At 70.4% G+C, this 18,081-nt stretch carries 18 protein-coding genes, 1 tRNA gene and 1 pseudogene; 5 read left to right on the top strand and 15 right to left on the bottom strand.

Annotation, left to right across the window (positions count from 1 at the left end):
• Window positions 1-61: 61 nt before the first annotated feature.
• The 4 genes from groL to V2S04_RS04480 form a co-directional block, all read right to left on the bottom strand.
• The gene (groL, locus tag V2S04_RS04495) at window positions 62-1,678 is read right to left on the bottom strand and encodes a chaperonin GroEL (protein ID WP_413637246.1); all 1,617 of its coding nucleotides are present in this window, start codon (window positions 1,676-1,678) and stop codon (window positions 62-64) included.
• A 119-nt stretch (window positions 1,679-1,797) separates the two neighbouring features.
• Complete coding sequence (locus V2S04_RS04490; protein WP_413637245.1) at window positions 1,798-2,376, bottom strand: LytR C-terminal domain-containing protein; 579 nt, start codon at window positions 2,374-2,376, stop codon at window positions 1,798-1,800.
• 75 nt (window positions 2,377-2,451) lie between these two features.
• Window positions 2,452-2,709, bottom strand: a complete 258-nt coding sequence (locus V2S04_RS04485) for a DUF3263 domain-containing protein (protein WP_099195722.1) — start codon at window positions 2,707-2,709, stop codon at window positions 2,452-2,454.
• 9 nt (window positions 2,710-2,718) lie between these two features.
• Window positions 2,719-3,711: a DUF2332 family protein gene (locus V2S04_RS04480; protein WP_413637244.1), complete on the bottom strand. Its 993-nt coding sequence runs from the start codon at window positions 3,709-3,711 to the stop codon at window positions 2,719-2,721.
• 91 nt (window positions 3,712-3,802) lie between these two features.
• On the opposite strand from V2S04_RS04480, the gene msrB reads away from it, so the two are divergent.
• Window positions 3,803-4,207 (top strand): peptide-methionine (R)-S-oxide reductase MsrB, encoded by a 405-nt coding sequence (gene msrB / locus V2S04_RS04475; protein ID WP_099195720.1) that lies wholly within the window; start codon window positions 3,803-3,805, stop codon window positions 4,205-4,207.
• A pseudogene (locus V2S04_RS04470) lies at window positions 4,204-4,737 on the top strand (nitroreductase family protein); the annotation flags it as partial. The gene msrB and the pseudogene V2S04_RS04470, both read left to right, overlap by 4 nt.
• Before the next feature lie 157 nt (window positions 4,738-4,894).
• Here the strand turns inward: V2S04_RS04470 and V2S04_RS04465 are convergent.
• The 4 genes from V2S04_RS04465 to V2S04_RS04450 form a co-directional block, all read right to left on the bottom strand.
• Window positions 4,895-5,800 (bottom strand): DMT family transporter, encoded by a 906-nt coding sequence (locus V2S04_RS04465; RefSeq protein ID WP_413637284.1) that lies wholly within the window; start codon window positions 5,798-5,800, stop codon window positions 4,895-4,897.
• A gap of 65 nt (window positions 5,801-5,865) precedes the next feature.
• On the bottom strand, window positions 5,866-6,555 hold the full coding sequence (locus V2S04_RS04460) for an SOS response-associated peptidase (protein ID WP_413637243.1): 690 nt from the start codon (window positions 6,553-6,555) through the stop codon (window positions 5,866-5,868).
• 68 nt (window positions 6,556-6,623) lie between these two features.
• Window positions 6,624-6,696 (bottom strand) — tRNA-Thr (locus V2S04_RS04455).
• Between the two features lie 47 nt (window positions 6,697-6,743).
• Window positions 6,744-7,715: a DsbA family protein gene (locus V2S04_RS04450; protein WP_413637242.1), complete on the bottom strand. Its 972-nt coding sequence runs from the start codon at window positions 7,713-7,715 to the stop codon at window positions 6,744-6,746.
• Window positions 7,716-7,938: 223 nt separating this feature from the next.
• On the opposite strand from V2S04_RS04450, the gene V2S04_RS04445 reads away from it, so the two are divergent.
• The gene (locus tag V2S04_RS04445) at window positions 7,939-9,042 is read left to right on the top strand and encodes an ABC transporter ATP-binding protein (protein WP_099196333.1); all 1,104 of its coding nucleotides are present in this window, start codon (window positions 7,939-7,941) and stop codon (window positions 9,040-9,042) included.
• A gap of 67 nt (window positions 9,043-9,109) precedes the next feature.
• The gene (locus V2S04_RS04440; protein WP_413637241.1) at window positions 9,110-10,414 is read left to right on the top strand and encodes a DUF4032 domain-containing protein; all 1,305 of its coding nucleotides are present in this window, start codon (window positions 9,110-9,112) and stop codon (window positions 10,412-10,414) included.
• A gap of 27 nt (window positions 10,415-10,441) precedes the next feature.
• Here the strand turns inward: V2S04_RS04440 and V2S04_RS04435 are convergent, their stop codons facing one another.
• The 5 genes from V2S04_RS04435 to V2S04_RS04415 all read right to left on the bottom strand — a co-directional run bounded on the left by V2S04_RS04435 (window position 10,442) and on the right by V2S04_RS04415 (window position 15,360).
• The gene (locus V2S04_RS04435; RefSeq protein ID WP_413637240.1) at window positions 10,442-11,083 is read right to left on the bottom strand and encodes an NAD(P)-dependent oxidoreductase; all 642 of its coding nucleotides are present in this window, start codon (window positions 11,081-11,083) and stop codon (window positions 10,442-10,444) included.
• Between the two features lie 57 nt (window positions 11,084-11,140).
• Window positions 11,141-12,145, bottom strand: a complete 1,005-nt coding sequence (gene rlmB, locus V2S04_RS04430; RefSeq protein WP_413637239.1) for a 23S rRNA (guanosine(2251)-2'-O)-methyltransferase RlmB — start codon at window positions 12,143-12,145, stop codon at window positions 11,141-11,143.
• Window positions 12,138-13,550, bottom strand: a complete 1,413-nt coding sequence (cysS, locus tag V2S04_RS04425; protein ID WP_413637238.1) for a cysteine--tRNA ligase — start codon at window positions 13,548-13,550, stop codon at window positions 12,138-12,140. Before cysS ends, rlmB begins: the two co-directional genes overlap by 8 nt.
• Before the next feature lie 52 nt (window positions 13,551-13,602).
• Window positions 13,603-14,784, bottom strand: a complete 1,182-nt coding sequence (ispD, locus tag V2S04_RS04420) for a 2-C-methyl-D-erythritol 4-phosphate cytidylyltransferase (RefSeq protein WP_413637237.1) — start codon at window positions 14,782-14,784, stop codon at window positions 13,603-13,605.
• Between the two features lie 93 nt (window positions 14,785-14,877).
• Window positions 14,878-15,360, bottom strand: coding sequence for a CarD family transcriptional regulator (locus tag V2S04_RS04415; protein ID WP_071640539.1), 483 nt, complete (start codon window positions 15,358-15,360; stop codon window positions 14,878-14,880).
• A gap of 150 nt (window positions 15,361-15,510) precedes the next feature.
• On the opposite strand from V2S04_RS04415, the gene V2S04_RS04410 reads away from it, so the two are divergent.
• Window positions 15,511-16,023, top strand: coding sequence for a DNA modification methylase (locus tag V2S04_RS04410; RefSeq protein WP_413637236.1), 513 nt, complete (start codon window positions 15,511-15,513; stop codon window positions 16,021-16,023).
• 73 nt (window positions 16,024-16,096) lie between these two features.
• On the opposite strand, the gene V2S04_RS04405 is transcribed toward V2S04_RS04410, so the two are convergent.
• Window positions 16,097-16,780, bottom strand: coding sequence for a response regulator transcription factor (locus V2S04_RS04405; protein ID WP_340086349.1), 684 nt, complete (start codon window positions 16,778-16,780; stop codon window positions 16,097-16,099).
• On the bottom strand, window positions 16,777-17,997 hold the full coding sequence (locus V2S04_RS04400) for a sensor histidine kinase (RefSeq protein ID WP_340086348.1): 1,221 nt from the start codon (window positions 17,995-17,997) through the stop codon (window positions 16,777-16,779). Before V2S04_RS04400 ends, V2S04_RS04405 begins: the two co-directional genes overlap by 4 nt.
• Window positions 17,998-18,081 lie beyond the last annotated feature (84 nt).

Here is an 18,081-nt window from a genome sequence, read left to right as displayed (position 1 = left end):
CGCAGAACGCCCCCTGCCGCAGGGCAGGGGGCGTTCGAAGCGGTGCTTCAGATCCTCGGGATCAGAAGTCCATACCGCCCGACGGGTCAGCCGGCATGGCCGGAGCCTTCTCGGGCTTGTCGGCGACGACCGCCTCGGTGGTCAGGAACAGACCGGCGATCGACGCGGCGTTCTGCAGCGCCGATCGGGTGACCTTGGCCGGGTCGATGATGCCCTGTGCGAACATGTCGCCGTACTCGCCGGTGGCCGCGTTCAGGCCCTGGCCGGCGGGGAGCTCGGCGACCTTGTGCGAGACGACGCCGGGCTCGAGGCCGGCGTTGATGGCGATCTGCTTCAGCGGGGCCTCGATGGCGACGCGCACGATGTTCGCGCCGGTCGCCTCGTCGCCCTCGAGCGAGAGCGTGTCGAGCACCTTGGCCGACTGCAGCAGTGCGACGCCACCACCGGGGACGATGCCCTCCTCGACCGCGGCCTTCGCGTTGCGGACGGCGTCCTCGATGCGGTGCTTGCGCTCCTTGAGCTCGACCTCGGTCGCAGCCCCCGCCTTGATGACGGCGACGCCACCGGCCAGCTTCGCGAGGCGCTCCTGCAGCTTCTCACGGTCGTAGTCGCTGTCGGTGTTCTCGATCTCGCGACGGATCTGCGTGACGCGACCCTCGATGGCGGACTGCTCGCCCGCGCCCTCGACGATCGTGGTCTCGTCCTTGGTGACGATGACCTTGCGCGCACGGCCGAGCAGGTCGAGCGTGGTGTTCTCGAGCTTGAGGCCGACCTCTTCGGTGATGACCTGGCCGCCGGTCAGGATCGCGATGTCCTGCAGCTGAGCCTTGCGACGGTCGCCGAAGCCGGGAGCCTTGACGGCGACCGACTTGAAGATGCCGCGGATCTTGTTGAGCACGAGCGTCGCGAGAGCCTCGCCCTCGACGTCCTCGGCGATGATGACGAGCTCCTTGCCGTCCTGGATCACCTTGTCGACGACCGGCAGCAGGTCCTTGATGTTGCCGATCTTCTGGTTGGCGATGAGGATGTACGGGTCCTCGAAGACCGCCTCCTGGCGCTCCGGGTCCGTGACGAAGTACGGGTTCAGGTAGCCCTTGTCGAAGCGCATGCCCTCGGTGAGCTCGAGCTCGGTGCCAAAGGTCTGCGACTCCTCGACGGTGACGACACCCTCCTTGCCGACCTTGTCGATGGCCTCGGCGATGAGCTCGCCGATGGCGGGGTCGGCGGCGGAGATCGACGCGGTGGCGGCGATCTGCTCCTTCGACTCGATCTCCTTGGCGCTGTTCAGCAGGTCCTCGGTGATGGCCGCGACCGCCTTCTCGATGCCGCGCTTGAGCGAGATGGGGTCGGCGCCGGCCGCGACGTTGCGCAGACCCTCGCGGACCAGTGCCTGGGCGAGGACGGTCGCGGTGGTGGTTCCGTCACCGGCGACGTCATCGGTCTTCTTGGCGACCTCCTTGACGAGCTCCGCGCCGATCTTCTCGTACGGGTCGTCGAGCTCGATCTCCTTGGCGATCGACACACCGTCGTTCGTGATCGTGGGGGCGCCCCACTTCTTCTCGAGCACGACGTTGCGACCGCGCGGGCCGAGGGTCACCTTGACGGCGTCGGCCAGGATGTTCAGGCCGCGCTCGAGGCCGCGACGGGCCTCCTCATCGAAAGCGATGATCTTTGCCATGAGTCTTTCGTCCCTCCCGGACGTAGGCGATGGGGTATTAGCACTCCGACAGTTCGAGTGCTAAATCCCAGTCTGGCACTCGACCCATGAGAGTGCAAGCCGCGAGTGACCGCCGGCGATCAGGGCGCGGGCGTCTCGGTGGCCGGAGCGTTCCCGGCGACTCGGTCGAGACCGATCACCACCGTCAGCTGCGGCTCGTCCGTGTCGTTGAGCGCGGCGTAGAAGTCACTCTGCTCGACCTCGGCGCCGCCGAGCAGATCCGCAAGACCCAGCGCCGCCCCCTCGTCGGCGTCCGCCACGTAGAACACGGTCGTCTTCGAGAACTCCTGCGACGAGCCGTCGCTTCCGAACACATCGCCGGTCGCCCATCCCTCGGCGAGCAGCTTCTCGCGCACCTCGGCGACGAGGCCCTCCTCCGGCGTGGCGTTGAGGATCAGCACCCGGTAGGAGGTGTCCAGCTCCGCCACGACACCCGCGCCGGTCTGCACCGGAGTGGGATCGTCACCGGCGAACAGCGAGATGCGATCCATCATCACCAGCGACACGAAGATGCCGCACACGATCAGCACGAGAGCGACCGCGGCCGACCACAGCAGCACGACGAGGCCGTTCATGCCCGGCTGCTCGGCGCGGTGCGCACCGACCCGCCCGGTGGCGCGCGGAACGTCGTCGAATCGATCGCGGGGGTACTTCTGCACCCCTCGATGCTAGCGGCCGGCTCCCGTGAGTCCGCACGGAGGCGCCGGTGGGCGGATGCCGGGTGCGCCGGGAGCTCAGCCGACGAAACCGCGCATGCGGGCGGTGCGCTGCGACGCGCGTGCGTCACGGAGCCGCCGCAGTCTGCGCACCAGCAGCGGATCGAACTCCAGGGCCGCCTCGGTCTCGATCAGCCGCCCGAGCAGCTGGTAGTACCGCGCCGGGCTCATGCCCAGCTTCGCCCGGATCGTCTCCTCCTTCATACCGCCATGACGCGGCCAGGCCGCCTCCAGCGTGAGGATCGCACGGTCGCGATCGGAGAGGTCACCGAGCATGTGCTCAGGCTACGCGGCATCCGACCCGATGCCCGCACGCCACTCCCACCACCGGCCCAGCGGGTCGGCATCGGCCACCACCCGTCCGTCGAGGGCGACCGCGAAGCCCCGGAACCCGGCGGGATCGATCGCGGGACGCCAGGCATCGTGCAGGGTGGGCGCGTCGATCGTGATCCACCGCGCATCGAGCGCGCGGACGCGATCGATGAGCTCGATCCGCCTGTGCCGCGGGAGGTACACCAGCATGCCCGGGGTGGAGACGACGAGCGTGGCGCCCGCAGGCGCGGCCGCGGCCACCGCCTCGAGCTGCTCGATCGCATCCCCGGCGCGGAGCAGGGGCGGATCGGCGGCGACGATCGTCATCGCCGCGGCGATCCGCTCGCCGCGCTCGTGCTCACCCGGCCAGATGAGCGATTCGAGCCAGGCGCGGTCGGCCGCGTCCCGCACATCGATCGGGTCGAGGTCGATGCCGGCGCGCCAGACGATCTCGGGCACGCGCAACGGCGGCAGATCCCCTGCCACCGTGCTCGTGAGCAGCACCGATGACCGACCATCAGTGGGGTCGAGCCGGCGTCTCGGGAGGCCGTCGGCTCCGTTCACGAGGAAGGAGAACCGGTCGGGGTACAGGCACAGTCCGGCCGCCGCCCCCAGTTCGAGCAGGGCGACCGGCCCCTCGATCAGGCTGAGCGCGGGCAGAAGCGCCGCCAGGCGAAGCGGCTCGTTGATCTGCACGCCGCGCCGAGCGCACTGCGCGACCAGCTCGTCTGCATTCGCGAGCACGAACCTCCGCCACTGCCGGTAGTCGCCGACGGTCGCGCCGAGCAGGCGTGACACGGCGAACACCAGCGGCGGCTGCCTGTGCTGCGGCGACAGCCGCTCGAGCACCGCCTGCACCTCCGCGTCGTCTGCCACCCCCGCCGCCCACTCGGCATACACGTCACTGCGGCCCGGCGCCTCCTCGCGCGCGAAGCGGTCGTAGCGCTCGGCGACAGCATCCGTCATGCCCCCATCATCTCAGCGCCCCGTCGGCGAGGCGGGACGAGGTCGCGCCGCGGCCGACCCGCACCGGCTTCGGAAGGGGGAGAATGGATGCATGGGTTACAGCGTGAACAAGACGGATGCGGAATGGCGGGCTGAGCTCGGCGCGGATCAGTATGCGGTGCTGCGCACCGCGGCGACCGAGCGCCCCTGGACCGGTGAGCTGCTCGACGAGGAGCGCGCCGGCGTGTACACCTGCGGGGCGTGCAACGCCGAGCTGTTCCGCAGCGGCACCAAGTTCGATTCGGGATGCGGCTGGCCGAGCTTCTACGAGTCGGTGCGCCCCGAGGCGGTCGAGCTCATCGAGGACCGCTCGCTCGGCATGGTGCGCACGGAGGTGCGCTGCGCCGCCTGCGGCTCGCACCTCGGTCACGTGTTCCCGGACGGCTTCGGCACGCCCACCGGCGACCGCTACTGCATGAACTCGGTCGCACTGTCGTTCACGCCCGAACAGTCGTGAGCGCGCTCGACGCCGTCCGGCGCCGCACGTCGTGGTCTCGCGTCACCGATGACGCGCCCACCCGCGAGGAGCTTCTGCCCCTCGTCGCTGCAGCCGGACGCGTCGCCGACCACTCATCGCTGCGCCCGTGGCGGCTGATCGAGCTGCGCGGCGACGACCGACTGGCCCTCGGCGCGGCCCTCGCGCGGGCCGGCGGAGACGACGAGCCGTCGACCAAGCCGCTGCGCGCCTCGCTGCTGATCGCGATCGTGGCCACGTACCGCACCAGCGACAAGGTGCCGCGGTGGGAGCAGGAGGCCGTCGCCTCCGGCGTCGCGCACACGCTCAGCCTGCTGCTCGACGAGGCGGGGTGGGGCGTGATCTGGCGCACCGGCGGCCTCACGCGCACGAAGGCGGTCGCCGAGGCGCACGGCCTGAAGAAGAACGAGGAGCTGCTCGGCTGGCTCTACGTCGGCGGGAAGCCCGAGGGCAGGGACGCCGGTCGCCGAAAGCCCGTGGATGCCGAGGCGCTGCTCACGCGCATGCCGCCCGCAGACCCCGAGTCGTGCGGCGATTCGGAGGCCGAGCGGGACACGAAGCGCGCCGAGAAGGAGCGCAGACGCGAGAAGAAGAAGCGCAAGCGCGAGAAGAAGCGTGTGAAGAAGGAGCGCAAGCGCGCGAAGAAGGCGCAGAAGCGCCTCGGATGAGTCAGCGCCGTCTTGGCAGCGCGACGACGACGGATGCCGCCGCCACGACGATCATCGCCATCAGCTGCCACAGGGCGGGGCCTCGATCGACCGGCCAAAGCAGGTCGATCGCCACGGAGGTGACCAGCTGGCCCAGCACGCTGCCGAGGCCGAGCAGCAGCACACCGGTGTACGGCACCAGCCACGCGCCGAGCAGGATGTAGGCGAAGCCCAGCAGACCGCCGAGGTACAGCCACGGCTCGGCCGGCAGCGTCTCGGGCATCCCCCGGCCGGCGACGCTGACCGCCGCCCCCGCCAGCAGCACCACGGTGCCAGCGATGAAGCTCATCAGCGTCGCGGTCAGCGGAGACGCGACCCGGCGCGCGAGGCGTCCGTTCGCCGCCGCCTGCCAGGCGATCCCCGCACCGGCGGCGAAGGGCAGCAGCAGCAGCCACAGGGGCGCCGTCGCGAGCACGTCGCCGCTCAGAGAGATGCCGACCGCGACGAGCGCCAGCGCGCCGCCGATGACCCGCCCGGCGGTGACGGCCACGACTCCCGAGGGCCCCACGCCGATGCGATCGAGCAGCAGTCCGTGCAGTGTCTGGCCGGCGACGACCCCCACGGTGAACAGCGAGACGCCGAGCACTCCGGCGACGAGTCCCTGCGTGGTGACGGTGAGCGCACCGCAGGTGCCGCCGAGCAGCATCCAGAAGGGGATCGTACGCGAGCGGATGCCGGCGAGGAGCCGTCCGACTCCCGCCCGACCGGACGGCACGGCGAGGATCACGACGACGAGGATGACCAGGCCGACGGCGAAGGAGATGAGGCCGGCGACGATGCCGTCGTCGATGCGCACGCCGAGCACGCCGTTGATGCGGGCCTGCACCGCCGTCATGGCGCCGATGGTCACGGCACCTCCCAGGGCGATCCAGGTCGGGAGCGAGCGGGTGCGGGTCACTCGCTCCAGGCTACCGGCGCGCCGGCGCCCCGACGTCAGACCGGCTGGATCACCGTCGGGTCGTCGGCGTCGACGGTGCGGGAGTTGTTGACCTTCCGGTCGACGACGTGCTGCTCGATCGTGGACGCCACGGCCGCTGACGAGCCGTCGAGGGTCGCCAGCATGTCCTCCCGGCCCCCACGGTCGAGCTTCACCGGCTCGAGCCACGCGTCCATGGCCTCGGGGGTGAGGAACGCCGGCATCCGGTCATGGATCTCACCGCCGGCGTCTCGCGCCTCACGGGTGACGACGACGAAGCAGCGCACGTGCTCGCCGCGCACCTCCATCGACCAGGTCAGTCCGGCGGCGGCGAGCAGACCGTCGCCGTGAAGGAAGTGCGGGGTCTTGTCGCCCTTCTCGCCGGTCCACTCGAAGTAGCCGCGCATCGGCACGACGCAGCGCGCAGCGGTGAAAGCCGGCGCCCAGTAGCCGGTGGCCAGCTTCTCGATGCGGGCGTTGATGATCGGCGGACCCTTGGGCCGGTTGGCGGGCTTCTGCCAGTCCCAGCGCACCAGCTCCAGGAATCGGCCGTCGCCGCGGTCGCGGACGATGGGCGCGTCGTCGGTGGGAGCGATGGAGTAGGAGCCGTGCCACGACAGCCACCACTCCTCCGGCTTGCCGCCGTCGGCGACGAAGTCGCGCACCAGCTCGTCCGTCGTGGCATCCATCGCGAATCGACCGCACATGGTGGTCACCCTACGCCGCATCGCAGACGTCGAGGCCCGTGTCCTCGTGGACACGGGCCTCGATGCGGAGCCGACTACGGGACTCGAACCCGTAACCCCCGTATTACAAGTACGGTGCGCTACCAATTGCGCCAAGTCGGCGGACCGTCCACCAGCATACCGAGGGTGTGCTCGGCGGCCGCACCGGGTCAGGACGCGGGGACGGTGGTTGTGCTCGGCGTGGGCACCGGGGTCGGCGTGGGCTTGGTCGAGCCGAAGTACTCGTCGCTGGCGATCGTGAGCACGAACTGCGAGAACTCAGCCGGGTCGCCCAGCGCACCGACGTACGACTTGCCGCCGACGAGGATCAGCGCCTCGTTGTTCAGCTTCATGTCATCGGTGCCGGGAAGCGGCCCCTCGAGGGCGCGGTCGGTGGCGTCCTTCGCCCACGACACGAAGTCCTGCTTCTCGATGCACGAGCGCACCTTCTTGGCATCCGACACCCCGACGGCGACCGCGAGGTCGGCCAGGTCGACATCGGTGCGCCCGTCGCTGTCGGCCTTCGGCTGGTCGGTGAGCAGCTCGTGGTTGTAGTCGTAGAAGCTGTCGGGCGCGTAGGTGGCGACGCAGGCGGCCGCGGCCGCCGCGCGCAGCGAGTACTTGGTGCCGTTCGAGCTCGCGGTGAGCAGGGCGACGGGGTGGTACGTCACGGTGACGGCCCCCTCGGAGATCCAGCCGGCCAGCTGGCGCGCGTTGGCGCGCTCGAACTCCGCCGCCCCCGCCGAGAGGTAGTCGACGTAGATGTGGATCTCGGTGGGCTTCGCGCCGGCCGTCGACGTCGGCGTGGGCGTGGGAGACGCCTCCTGCCCCGCCTCGGTCGCGCTCGCCGACGGTGCGGGAGCCGCCGCGGCGCCGGACGGGGTCGTCGAGATGTCGCTCACCGTGACGCCGTCACCGGGCATCCCGCTCGGGCTGAGCTGCGGCTTTGAGATCGATGAGCTGACCGCGTACGCCACGGCGGCGCCGATCGAGCCGACCGCGACGAGCGCGACGAGTCCGATGATGAGGCGTCGCATCAGGCGGGCTCGCGTCTGCTGCGCGTGCACCTGCTGTGCCTTCTCCCGCACCGCTTCACGCGAGTTGCGAGCGGCGGGGACGTTCGGCGTTTCGTCGCTCGACATCGTTCCTCTGGGTAGGTCTTGAAGCATCGGGTGGGACCGGGGATCCCGCGGCCGCGGAGAGCGCGGCGCCGGGTTCGATGTTAACGAGGCAGTCTGGGAAATACCCAGACGCGCCAGGTCATGCCATACTGAACGCGACCCGATGGCGGGTCACGGCGGGCGGAGTCCGCCGCTTCCATCACGAAGGATCGTCCGGCACGTACCTGCCGGTGAAGGAGAAACCATGGCCACCGTTACGTTCGACGATGCCACCCGCCTGTACCCCGGCGGAACCCGTCCGGCCGTCGACAAGCTGAACATCGAGATCGCCGACGGCGAGTTCCTCGTTCTCGTCGGCCCCTCCGGCTGCGGCAAGTCCACCTCGCTGCGCATGCTCGCCGGCCTCGAAGAGGTCAACGGCGGCCGCATCCTGATCGGCGACCGCGACGTCACCGACGTGCCGCCGAAGGACCGCGACATCGCGATGGTGTTCCAGAACTACGCGCTGTACCCGCACATGACCGTCGCCGAGAACATGGGCTTCGCGCTCAAGATCGCGGGCGTCGGCAAAGAGGAGCGCGCCAGCCGCGTGCTCGAGGCCGCCAAGCTGCTCGACCTCGAGGAGTACCTGAACCGCAAGCCGAAGGCTCTCTCGGGTGGTCAGCGTCAGCGCGTCGCGATGGGCCGTGCCATCGTCCGCCAGCCGCAGGTGTTCCTCATGGACGAGCCGCTGTCGAACCTCGACGCGAAGCTGCGTGTGCAGACCCGCACCCAGATCGCGTCGCTGCAGCGTCGCCTCGGCGTCACCACGGTGTACGTCACCCACGACCAGACCGAGGCCCTCACCATGGGCGACCGCATCGCCGTGCTGAAGGACGGTCTGCTGCAGCAGGTCGGCACCCCGCGCGACCTGTACGAGAAGCCGAACAACGTGTTCGTCGCCGGCTTCATCGGCTCGCCTGCGATGAACCTGTTCACCACCGACCTCGCCGAAGGCGGCGTCCGCTTCGGCAGCGAGGTCGTGCCGCTCGACCGTGACACCGTCGGTCGCGCCACCGGCAGCCAGGTCACCGTGGGCGTGCGCCCCGAGGACATCACCGTCGGTCCCGCCGACGGCAAGGGCCTCTCGGTCGTCGTCGACCTCGTCGAGGAGCTCGGCGCCGACGGCTACCTCTACGGCCACGCCGACATCAACGGCAAGCGCACCGACATCGTCGCGCGCGTCGACGGCCGCAGCCACCCCAACGCGGGCGAGACGGTCACTCTGGCAGCGAACCCCGGTCACGTGCACGCCTTCGACCTCGAGTCGGGCGAGCGTCTCAACGACAAGCCGGTCGTCTCGGCCTGACGAATCAGCACACGCGGCGCGGGCGGACCTTCTCGGTCTCCCGCGCCGCGGTGTTTCCGGAGGAATCATGCAGGACTCGCTGCGCATCACCGCAAGCTCCATCGACCCGGGTCTGCTGAGCCTCCCCTGGTCGACTCCGCTGGGCAGGTGGCCGTCGGAGCACATCGTGTCGCTGCCGAAGGGCCTCTCCCGCCACCTCGTGCGCTTCGCCGACCTGTCGGGCAGGGTCGTCGCCGTCAAGGAGACCACCGCCGAGATGGCCCAGCGCGAGTACGAGATGCTCGGCAACCTCGGCCGCCTGGACGTACCGTGCGTCAGCAGGGTCGCGGTGATCGCCGGGCGGACGGATGCCGAGGGCAAGGCGCTTCCCGCGGCGCTCGTCACCTCGCACCTGCGCTTCTCGATGCCCTACCGCGCGCTGTTCACCCAGGTGCTGCGCCCCGACACCGCCACCCGCCTGGTCGACGCGCTGGCGCTGCTGCTCGTCCGGCTGCACAACGTGGGCTTCTACTGGGGAGACGTGTCGCTGTCGAACACGCTGTTCCGTCGCGACGCGGGGGCGTTCGCCGCGTACCTGGTGGATGCCGAGACCGGTGAGCTGCACGAGGAGGGCCTGACCGACGGGCAGCGGGCCTACGACCTCGACCTCGCGCGCACGAACATCGCAGGAGAGATCATGGACCTCGCCGCCGGCGGGCGGCTCGAACGCGGCGTGGACGCGCTCGAGATCGCCGACGGCATCGTCTCGTCGTACCGGTCGCTGTGGGCGGAACTCACCGACGAGGAGTCGTTCTCGACCGGTGAGACCTGGCGGATCACCGAGCGCGTCGAGCGGCTCAACGCGCTCGGCTTCGACATCGACGAGATGTCGATGGTGACCACCGCCGACGGCACGGCGGTGCGCATCCAGCCGAAGGTCGTCGACGCGGGGCACCATCAGCGCCGCCTGATCCGGCTCACCGGCCTCGACGTCGAAGAGAACCAGGCACGCCGTCTGCTCAACGATCTCGACGAGTTCCGCGTGCGATCGACGAAGGTGCTGGCCGACGAGGAGATGTACGCGCACGAGTGGCTCACCCGCGTGTTCGAGCCGGTGGTGCGTGCGATCCCCTACGACCTGCGTGCGAAGCTCGAGCCCGCGGAGGTGTACCACCAGGTGCTCGAGCACCGCTGGTACCTGTCGCAGGCGCAGTCGCGCGCCGTGCCGCTCGCCGAGGTGCTCACGAGCTACATCAACGACGTGCTGCGGCACCGCCGCGACGAGGCCACCATCATGGGCCCGCCGACCGAGACCATGGGTCTGCCGGTCGTCACCGGCTCGGTCGAGGTGTCGTCCGACACGGCCGCGATCGACTGGCGCGACCTGGTCTAGTGTCGCGCCAGCCGTCGGGCGCGGGGATCAGTAGCCGACGGTGAAGCGGCCACGGCGGTGCTTCGGCTGCTCGATCTCATCGACGACGGCGATCGCGAAGTCGGCGCCGGAGATGGTGGAGTTGCCGTCGGCATCCCGCACGAGCACGTCGCCGCCGTCGCGGTACTGACCGGTGCGCTCGCCCGCAGCCCACGGGCCGAAGACCTCGGCCGGGTGGATGAAGAACCAGTCGAGGCCCTCGTCGGTGCCCTGCAGCAGCTCGAGCGAATCGATGCCGACCTGCGCCTCGTGCTTGTACTCCTCGGGGAAGCCCTGATCGAACAGGCGCGGGCCGCCGGGGGCGACGAGGCTGCCGCCGGCGCCGCCCACGACGCCGAGGCGCGTGGGGGTGCCGGTCAGCTTGTCGGCGAGGGCGCGCAGCGCCGGGATGACCGCGTTCTCCATGTCACCGCGCGGCGAGAGCGCAGAGACCACGGCGTCCGCGCCGTCGAACACGTCGCCGAGCCCGTCGAGGTCGAGCACGGAGCCCTGCACGTACTGCGCGCCGTCGAGAGGGGCATCCGGAGCCGAGCGCGAGATCACGGTCACCTCATGACCGCGACTCACCGCCTCACGGGCGATGTGCGATCCGGCGTAGCCGGTTCCTCCGATGACGACGATGCGAGACATGCGCTTCCTTCCGGTTGCCTGACGGTACGTCCGGTACAAGTCGCGCAGGGCCGCCTGTTATTCCGCAGACCCCCGAACGGTCGCGACCTGATAGAGCGCGACCGACGCCGCGATGCCCGCGTTCAGCGACTCGGTGGCAGACGAGATCGGGATCGACACGATCTGGTCGCACGTCTCGGTGACGAGGCGCGACAGGCCCTTGCCCTCGGATCCGACGACGATGACGACGGGACGGTCGGCGAGCTCGAGCGCCGGAAGCGCGACGTCTCCCCCGCCGTCGAGCCCGAGCACGAAGACGCCCTGCTTCTTGAACTCCTTGAGCAGCGTGGTCAGGTTCGCGGCGAGCGCCACGGGCAGCCGGGCCGCGGCTCCGGCGCTGGTCTTCCAGGCGGCGGAGTTCACGCTCGCCGAGCGACGCTGCGGCAGGATGATGCCGTGACCGCCGAAAGCAGCCGTCGAGCGGATGATCGCACCGAGGTTGCGGGGGTCGGTGATGCCGTCGAGGGCGACGAACAGCGGCGTCTGACCGCGGTCGATGACCTGCTCGAGCAGGTCCTGCGGGTGCGCGTACTCGTACGGCGGCACCTTCAGGGCGACGCCCTGGTGCACGCCGTCGAACCCTGCCATGCGGTCGAGCTCCTGGCGGGTGACCTCGAGCACGGGGATCTCGCGGTTGCGCGCGATCGCCAGCATCTCCTTGACGCGGTCGTCCATCTCGACGCGCTGCGCGATGTAGAACGTCGTCGCGGGGATCTTGGTGCGCAGCGCCTCGAGCACCGAGTTGCGTCCGGTGACGGTCTCGGTGTCGTCGGTCGACTTGCTGCGGGCCTGACGGTTCATGTCGCGGCCCTGAGGCTTCTGCCCGCCCGGCTTTCCCTTGCCGCCGGCCGCGGCGAAGCGCTCCAGAGCGGCCTTGCGCTTGCCGGCGACGTGCCAGCTGCGGTCTTCGGCCTTGGGCGTGGGGCCGCGGCCCTCGAGCGCCTTGCGACCGAGGCCGCCGGTGCCCTTGGAGGCACCCTTCTTCTTGCTGTTGCCCGCTCCGGGGCGGCCAGGCTTAGCCATCGATACTCCAATGCGTTCCGTCCGGAGTGTCCTCCAGAGTGATTCCTGCCGCAGCGATCGCATCGCGGATGCGATCGGCTGCGGCCCAGTCCTTGTCAGCGCGCGCCTGCGCGCGCTGCGCGATCATCGTCTGCACGAGTGCGTCGAGCGCGGATGCCTCGGCTCCCCGCGCCGGCGACGCACCGGAGGCCGAGATGCCGAGCACCTCGGTCATCGCGATCACCGCACCGAGTGCCTCGGCCGCACCGGCTAGATCGCCGTGGTCGACCTTCGCATTGCCGACTCGCACGGTCTCGTGCAGCACGGCCAGCGCCTGCGGCACCCCGAGGTCGTCATCCATCGCCTCGGCGAACGCCTCGGGAAGACGAGCCGGCGCATCGGGCGCCTCGGGCGCCTCGCCGCCGCCGAGCGCCCGCGCCGCCCGGGCGCGGAAGGCCTCGATGCGTCCGAGCGCGCTCTCGGCCTCGGCGAGAGTCGACGTCGTGATGTCGAGGCTCGAGCGGTAGTGCGCCGCCGCGAGCGCGTAGCGCGCCACCATCGGGTCGACGCCATCGAGGAAGTCCGCGGCGAGCGTGAAATTGCCGAGCGACTTCGACATCTTCTGGCCGCCCACGGTGACGAGCCCGTTGTGCACCCAGTAGCGTGCGAACGCGTCACCGGCCGCCGTCGACTGGGCGAGCTCGTTCTCGTGGTGCGGGAAGCGCAGGTCGAGTCCGCCGCCGTGGATGTCGAACTCCGCGCCGAGGTAGCGCTTCGACATCGCAGAGCACTCGATGTGCCAGCCCGGTCGGCCGCGGCCCCAGGGCGACGCCCAGACGGCATCCGCCTGCTCGGAGCTCTTCGCCCCCTTCCACAGCGCGAAGTCCTGCGGGTTGCGCTTGCCGCGCGGGTCGGCGTCGGCCGCCGCCTCCATCGCGTCCACCGACTGGTGGGTGAGCGAGCCGTACTGCGGCCAGGAGCGCACGTCGAAGTACACGTCGCCCGAGCCGTCCGGAGCCGCGTAGGCGTGTCCGCCCTCGATCAGGGTGGCGATCAGCTCCTGCATCTGCGGCACCGACCCCGTCGCCCGCGGCTCGTAGGTCGGCGGGAGGATGCCGACCGCGGCATACGCCTGCGAGAACTCCTGCTCCATGCGGTAGGCGAGCGCCCACCACGGCTCGGCCTCGGTCGCGCCCGCCAGCACCTTGTCGTCGATGTCGGTGACGTTGCGCACGAACGTGACACGGCCGTAGCGGTGCTCGAGCCAGCGGCGCAGCAGATCGAAGCTGAGCGCCGCGCGGACGTGCCCGATGTGCGGGCCGGACTGCACGGTGGGTCCGCAGACGTACATCGTCACGTTCGAGGGGTCGAGCGGAGCGAAGTCGCGCAGCCGCTGCTCGCGAGTGTCGTACAGGCGGATCGTCACTGCACAAGACTACCGGGGCGGCGCAGTCGCCGCCTGGGCGTCGCCCGGCCGGTCAGAGCTGATGGATCAGCGCCACCGCGGTCACCGCGATGCCCTCGCCGCGACCGGGGAAGCCGAGACCGTCGGTGGTGGTCGCGGAGACCGTCACCGGTGCTCCGCCGAGCGCATCCGAGAGCACCCGCTCGGCTTCGGCGCGACGCGCGCTGAAGCGCGGGCGGTTGCCCTGGAACTGCACCGACACGTTGCCGATCGCGAACCCCGCCTCGGCGAGAAGCTCGGCGGTGCGGGCGAGGAAGACCTCGGCGTGCGCGCCGGCGTACTGGGGATGCGCGGTGCCGAAGTGCTGGCCGATGTCGCCCAGTCCTGCGGCGCCGAGCAGTGCGTCGACGATCGCGTGCGCGACGGCGTCACCGTCGGAGTGCCCGGACAGCGGGGTCTCCCCCGGCCATTCCAGACCCGCCAGCCACAGGGCGCCCTCGCCGCCGAAGGCGTGCACATCCGTGCCGACGCCGATGCGCGGCAGCACGGATGCCGGACCGCCGGCGCCGAGCAGCAGTCGCGCCCGCTCGAGGTCGGCGGGCGTGGTGATCTTGAAGGCGAGCTCCGATCCGGGGATGCGCCGGACGGCGCCGCCGGCCGCCGCGAAGACCGCCGCGTCGTCGGTGTGCTCCTCGCCGGACGCCAGGGCGCGGGCGTACGCCTCCTGAAGCGCCGCGCGGGGAAAGCCCTGCGGTGTCTGCGCGGCCGCGAGCTGGGAGCGGTCGACGGGTCCGGTGATGTCGTCGCCGTCCACGCGCTTGAGCGTGTCGACGACGGGCAGCGCGGGGATCACCCCGGCATCGGTCACGGCGGCCGCGACCGCCGTGATCTGCGCGGACGGGGTGAGGGCGCGCGCGGCGTCGTGCACCAGCACGACCCGCACGTCGGCTTCGAGCGCACGCAGCCCTGCGGCGACCGACTCCTGGCGGGTGGCGCCGCCCACGACGACGGTGACCGACTCGTCGTCCGACGACGCGGTCGCGCGCAGCTCGGTCTCGGCGAGCCGCTCGAATCCCGGCGGTGCAACGACGATGACCTGCATGGGCCCGGCCGCCCGCACGCCTTCGAGGGCGTGGCGCAGCAGCGTGCGCCCGGCGAGCTCGACGAACGCCTTGGGCTCGGAGGCGCCGAGGCGGGTTCCCGACCCGGCGGCGACGATGATGATCGCGATGGCGGGGGCGGAGAGCGCAGTCACGCTCTCACGCTACCGCGGTGGCACTCGGGTGACGGGACGCGAAGAGGGTGGATGCCGTGGCATCCACCCTCTTCGGACTCCGGTCGTCGCTCGTCAGGAGGCGAGCACCTCGTCGAGGAGTGCGCCGGCCTTGTCCTCGTCGATCTTCTCGGCCAGAGCGAGCTCCGACACGAGGATCTGGCGGGCCTTGGCGAGCATGCGCTTCTCGCCCGCGGACAGACCGCGGTCCTGATCACGGCGCCACAGGTCGCGCACGACCTCGCTCACCTTGATCACGTCACCCGATGCGAGCTTCTCCAGGTTCGCCTTGTAGCGGCGCGACCAGTTCGTGGGCTCTTCGGTGAACGGCGCGCGCAGCACCTCGAAGACGTTCTCGAGACCTTCCTTGCCGATCACGTCGCGAACGCCGACCAGGTCGACATTCTCGGCAGGAACCTCGATGATGAGATCACCCTGCGTGACGTTGAGCTTCAGGTACTTCTTGGTCTCCCCCTTGATCACGCGGTCCTTGACCTCGATGATCGTCGCGGCTCCGTGGTGCGGATAGACGACGGTTTCGCCAACCTCAAAAAGCATAAAAACGTGTCCTTTCGGCAATCTCCAGGATACCACAGCCGTTATGCAGTAAGGTTCGCGCCGATCCGCCGCGCGGTGGCATCCGTCATCGCCGACAGCCCTCGACCCACTACACTGATCCAGGACACCCGTCGCACCTCAGGAGGATCCGTGAACTCGCGCTCTGCTGCGTCCATCGCTCCGCGTCTCGTCGCCGTCGTCGCCCTGGGCTCGGCGCTCGCGCTCGGAACGACCGGATGCACCTTCATCACGCATCAGGCGACCACGATCCCCTACTCGGCGTCCGACGGCGTGAACATCGACAAGACCGGCGGCGACGTCGTCGCCCGCAACGTGTTCGTCGTCACCACCGAGGACGGCGGCGTCGGCAACCTCGTCGGCGCGTTCGTGAACGAGGGCTCCAAGACCACGACCGTCGACATCGACGTCGCCGGTGAGCAGCTCACCCTGCGGGTGCCCAGCGAGGACCGCGTCAGCCTCGGGGCCGACGAGATGCCGCTGCGCATCGAGAACCTCGACGTCAAGCCCGGCGCCACGGTCGAGGTGCTCATCGTGGCCGGCGACGGTGAGGCCGTGCCCGCCGAGGTCCCCGTGCTCGACGGCTCGCTGCCCCAGTACGCCGACCTCGTGCCGGCCGCTGAGCCGTTCGACGCGGCATCCTGACTTCCGCGGCGGCAGCCGCGACGCAGAAGAGGCCGGTTCCCCGCGGAACCGGCCTCTTCCGCGTTCGGAGCGCTCAGCCCTCGAAGCGGTAGCCGAGCCCGCGCACGGTGACGAGCATGACCGGCTCCCCGGGGTTCTGCTCGATGCGGGAGCGGATGCGCTTGATGTGCACGTCGAGGGTCTTCGTGTCGCCGAAGTAGTCGCTGCCCCAGACACGGTCGATCAGCTGGCCCCTGGTCAGCACCCGACCGGCGTTGCGCATCAGCAGCTCGAGCAGCTCGAACTCCTTCAGAGGCATGTTGATCTCGGAGCCGTCGACCGAGACCGTGTGCCGGTCGATGTCGAGCGTGACCCGGCCCCCCTCCAGCACGCTCTCGTCGATCGCGGTGTCGGCCTGCCCGACGCGCCGCAGCACAGCGCGCATGCGGGCCAGCAGCTCGCGCGACGAGTACGGCTTGGTGATGTAGTCGTCGGCGCCGAGCTCGAGGCCCACCACGATGTCGACTTCGGAGTCCTTCGCCGTGAGCATGATGATCGGCACGCTCGAGCTCTGCCGCACCCGGCGGCACACCTCGGTGCCGGCCATGCCGGGCAGCATGAGATCGAGCAGGATGATGTCGGCCCCGCGCTCGCGGAACGCCGTCAGCGCGCCAGGACCGTCCTCGCAGATCTCGACCTCGTAGCCCTCGCGCCGCAGCAGGTAGGCGAGCGGATCGGCCAGATCGGGCTCATCCTCGACGAGCAGGATGCGGGTCATGCGAACTCTCCGTTCCGGGTGTCGCGGGTGCGGGCATCCCCGCTCGCACGCTTCTTCTTGGTCTTCCTCTTGGGCTTCCTGTCAGAGGCCTTCTCGGGCCCCTCGGCTCGCGGCAGTCGCATGGTGAACGTCGAGCCGCGGCCCAGCCGCGACCACACCCGCACCTCGCCGCCGTGCCGCTGGGTCGCATGCTTCACGATCGACAGGCCCAGCCCGGTGCCACCGGTGCGGCGCGAGCGCGCCTCATCCGCACGGTAGAAGCGCTCGAAGATCCGCTCGCGATCGGCATCCGAGATCCCGATCCCCTGATCGGTCACGGCGATCTCGACGACTTCCCCGTCGAGCTTCACCCCGACGCCGACTCGCGAGCCGCTCGGCGAGTACACGATCGCGTTGGCGATGAGATTGCCGACCGCCTCGACGAGCACCTGGGCGTCTCCGCGCACCCACAGCCCGCGCTCACCGCCACGACTGAGCTCGACGCCCGCCGACTCGGCCTGCACCGAGTGCGCGTCGATTGACGCGGCGACGACCTCGTCGATGGAGACCGGCTCGATCTGCGACAGGCTCTCCGCCGCCTGCAGCCGCGACAGGCTGAGGATGCGCCCGGTGAGCTGGCCGAGCCGGGCGGCCTCGGCCGAGATCCGCGCGGCGAAGATGCGCACCTGCTCGGCGTCGTCGGCCGCGGATTCGATCGCCTCGGCGAGAAGACTGACCGACGCGACCGGCGTCTTCAGCTCGTGGCTCGTGTTCGAGACGAAGTCGGTGCGCATCTGATCGAGTCTCTCGCGCTCGGTGACGTCGCGGATGATCAGCAGGGTCAGCTGCGGCCCGACCGAACTGGCGCGTGCCGATACCAGACGAGGATCCAAGGACGCGCCGCCGGTGAGCCGGATCGTCTCGGTCGTGCTGGCGCCGCCGTCGCGCACCGCACGCACCAGCCGTCGCAGATCGATGTTGTCGAGCACGGCCCCGTCCCGGATGCCGAAGCGCGCCGCCGCGTTGGAGCTTGCGACCACCAGGCCGGAGGCATCGAGGACGCAGGCGGCGTCGTCCATGCTCGCGAGCACGTCCGCGACGCCCGGCGGGACCGCCGCGGACGTCTCCTGCAGGGCGATCGCGCGCACCCGGTAGGCCCAGTTGACCAGCAGCACGGCGCCCGCTCCGATCAGCGCTCCCACGGCGAGGGCGAACAGCGCGAGCTGGGCGGGATCCATGCCTCCACAGTAGAGGCCCGCCCGCTCACTGACCGCCGCACACCGCGCCGTGACGCGACGAAGAGGTTAGTATTCACGTTCCCG

Origin of the sequence: Microbacterium sp. OR21 (assembly GCF_047306785.1) — a bacterium.
Taxonomy (GTDB): Bacteria; Actinomycetota; Actinomycetes; order Actinomycetales; family Microbacteriaceae; genus Microbacterium; species Microbacterium esteraromaticum_E.
The sequence above is the reverse complement of the archived record's forward strand: the minus strand, read 5'-3'. Positions and strand labels throughout refer to the sequence as shown.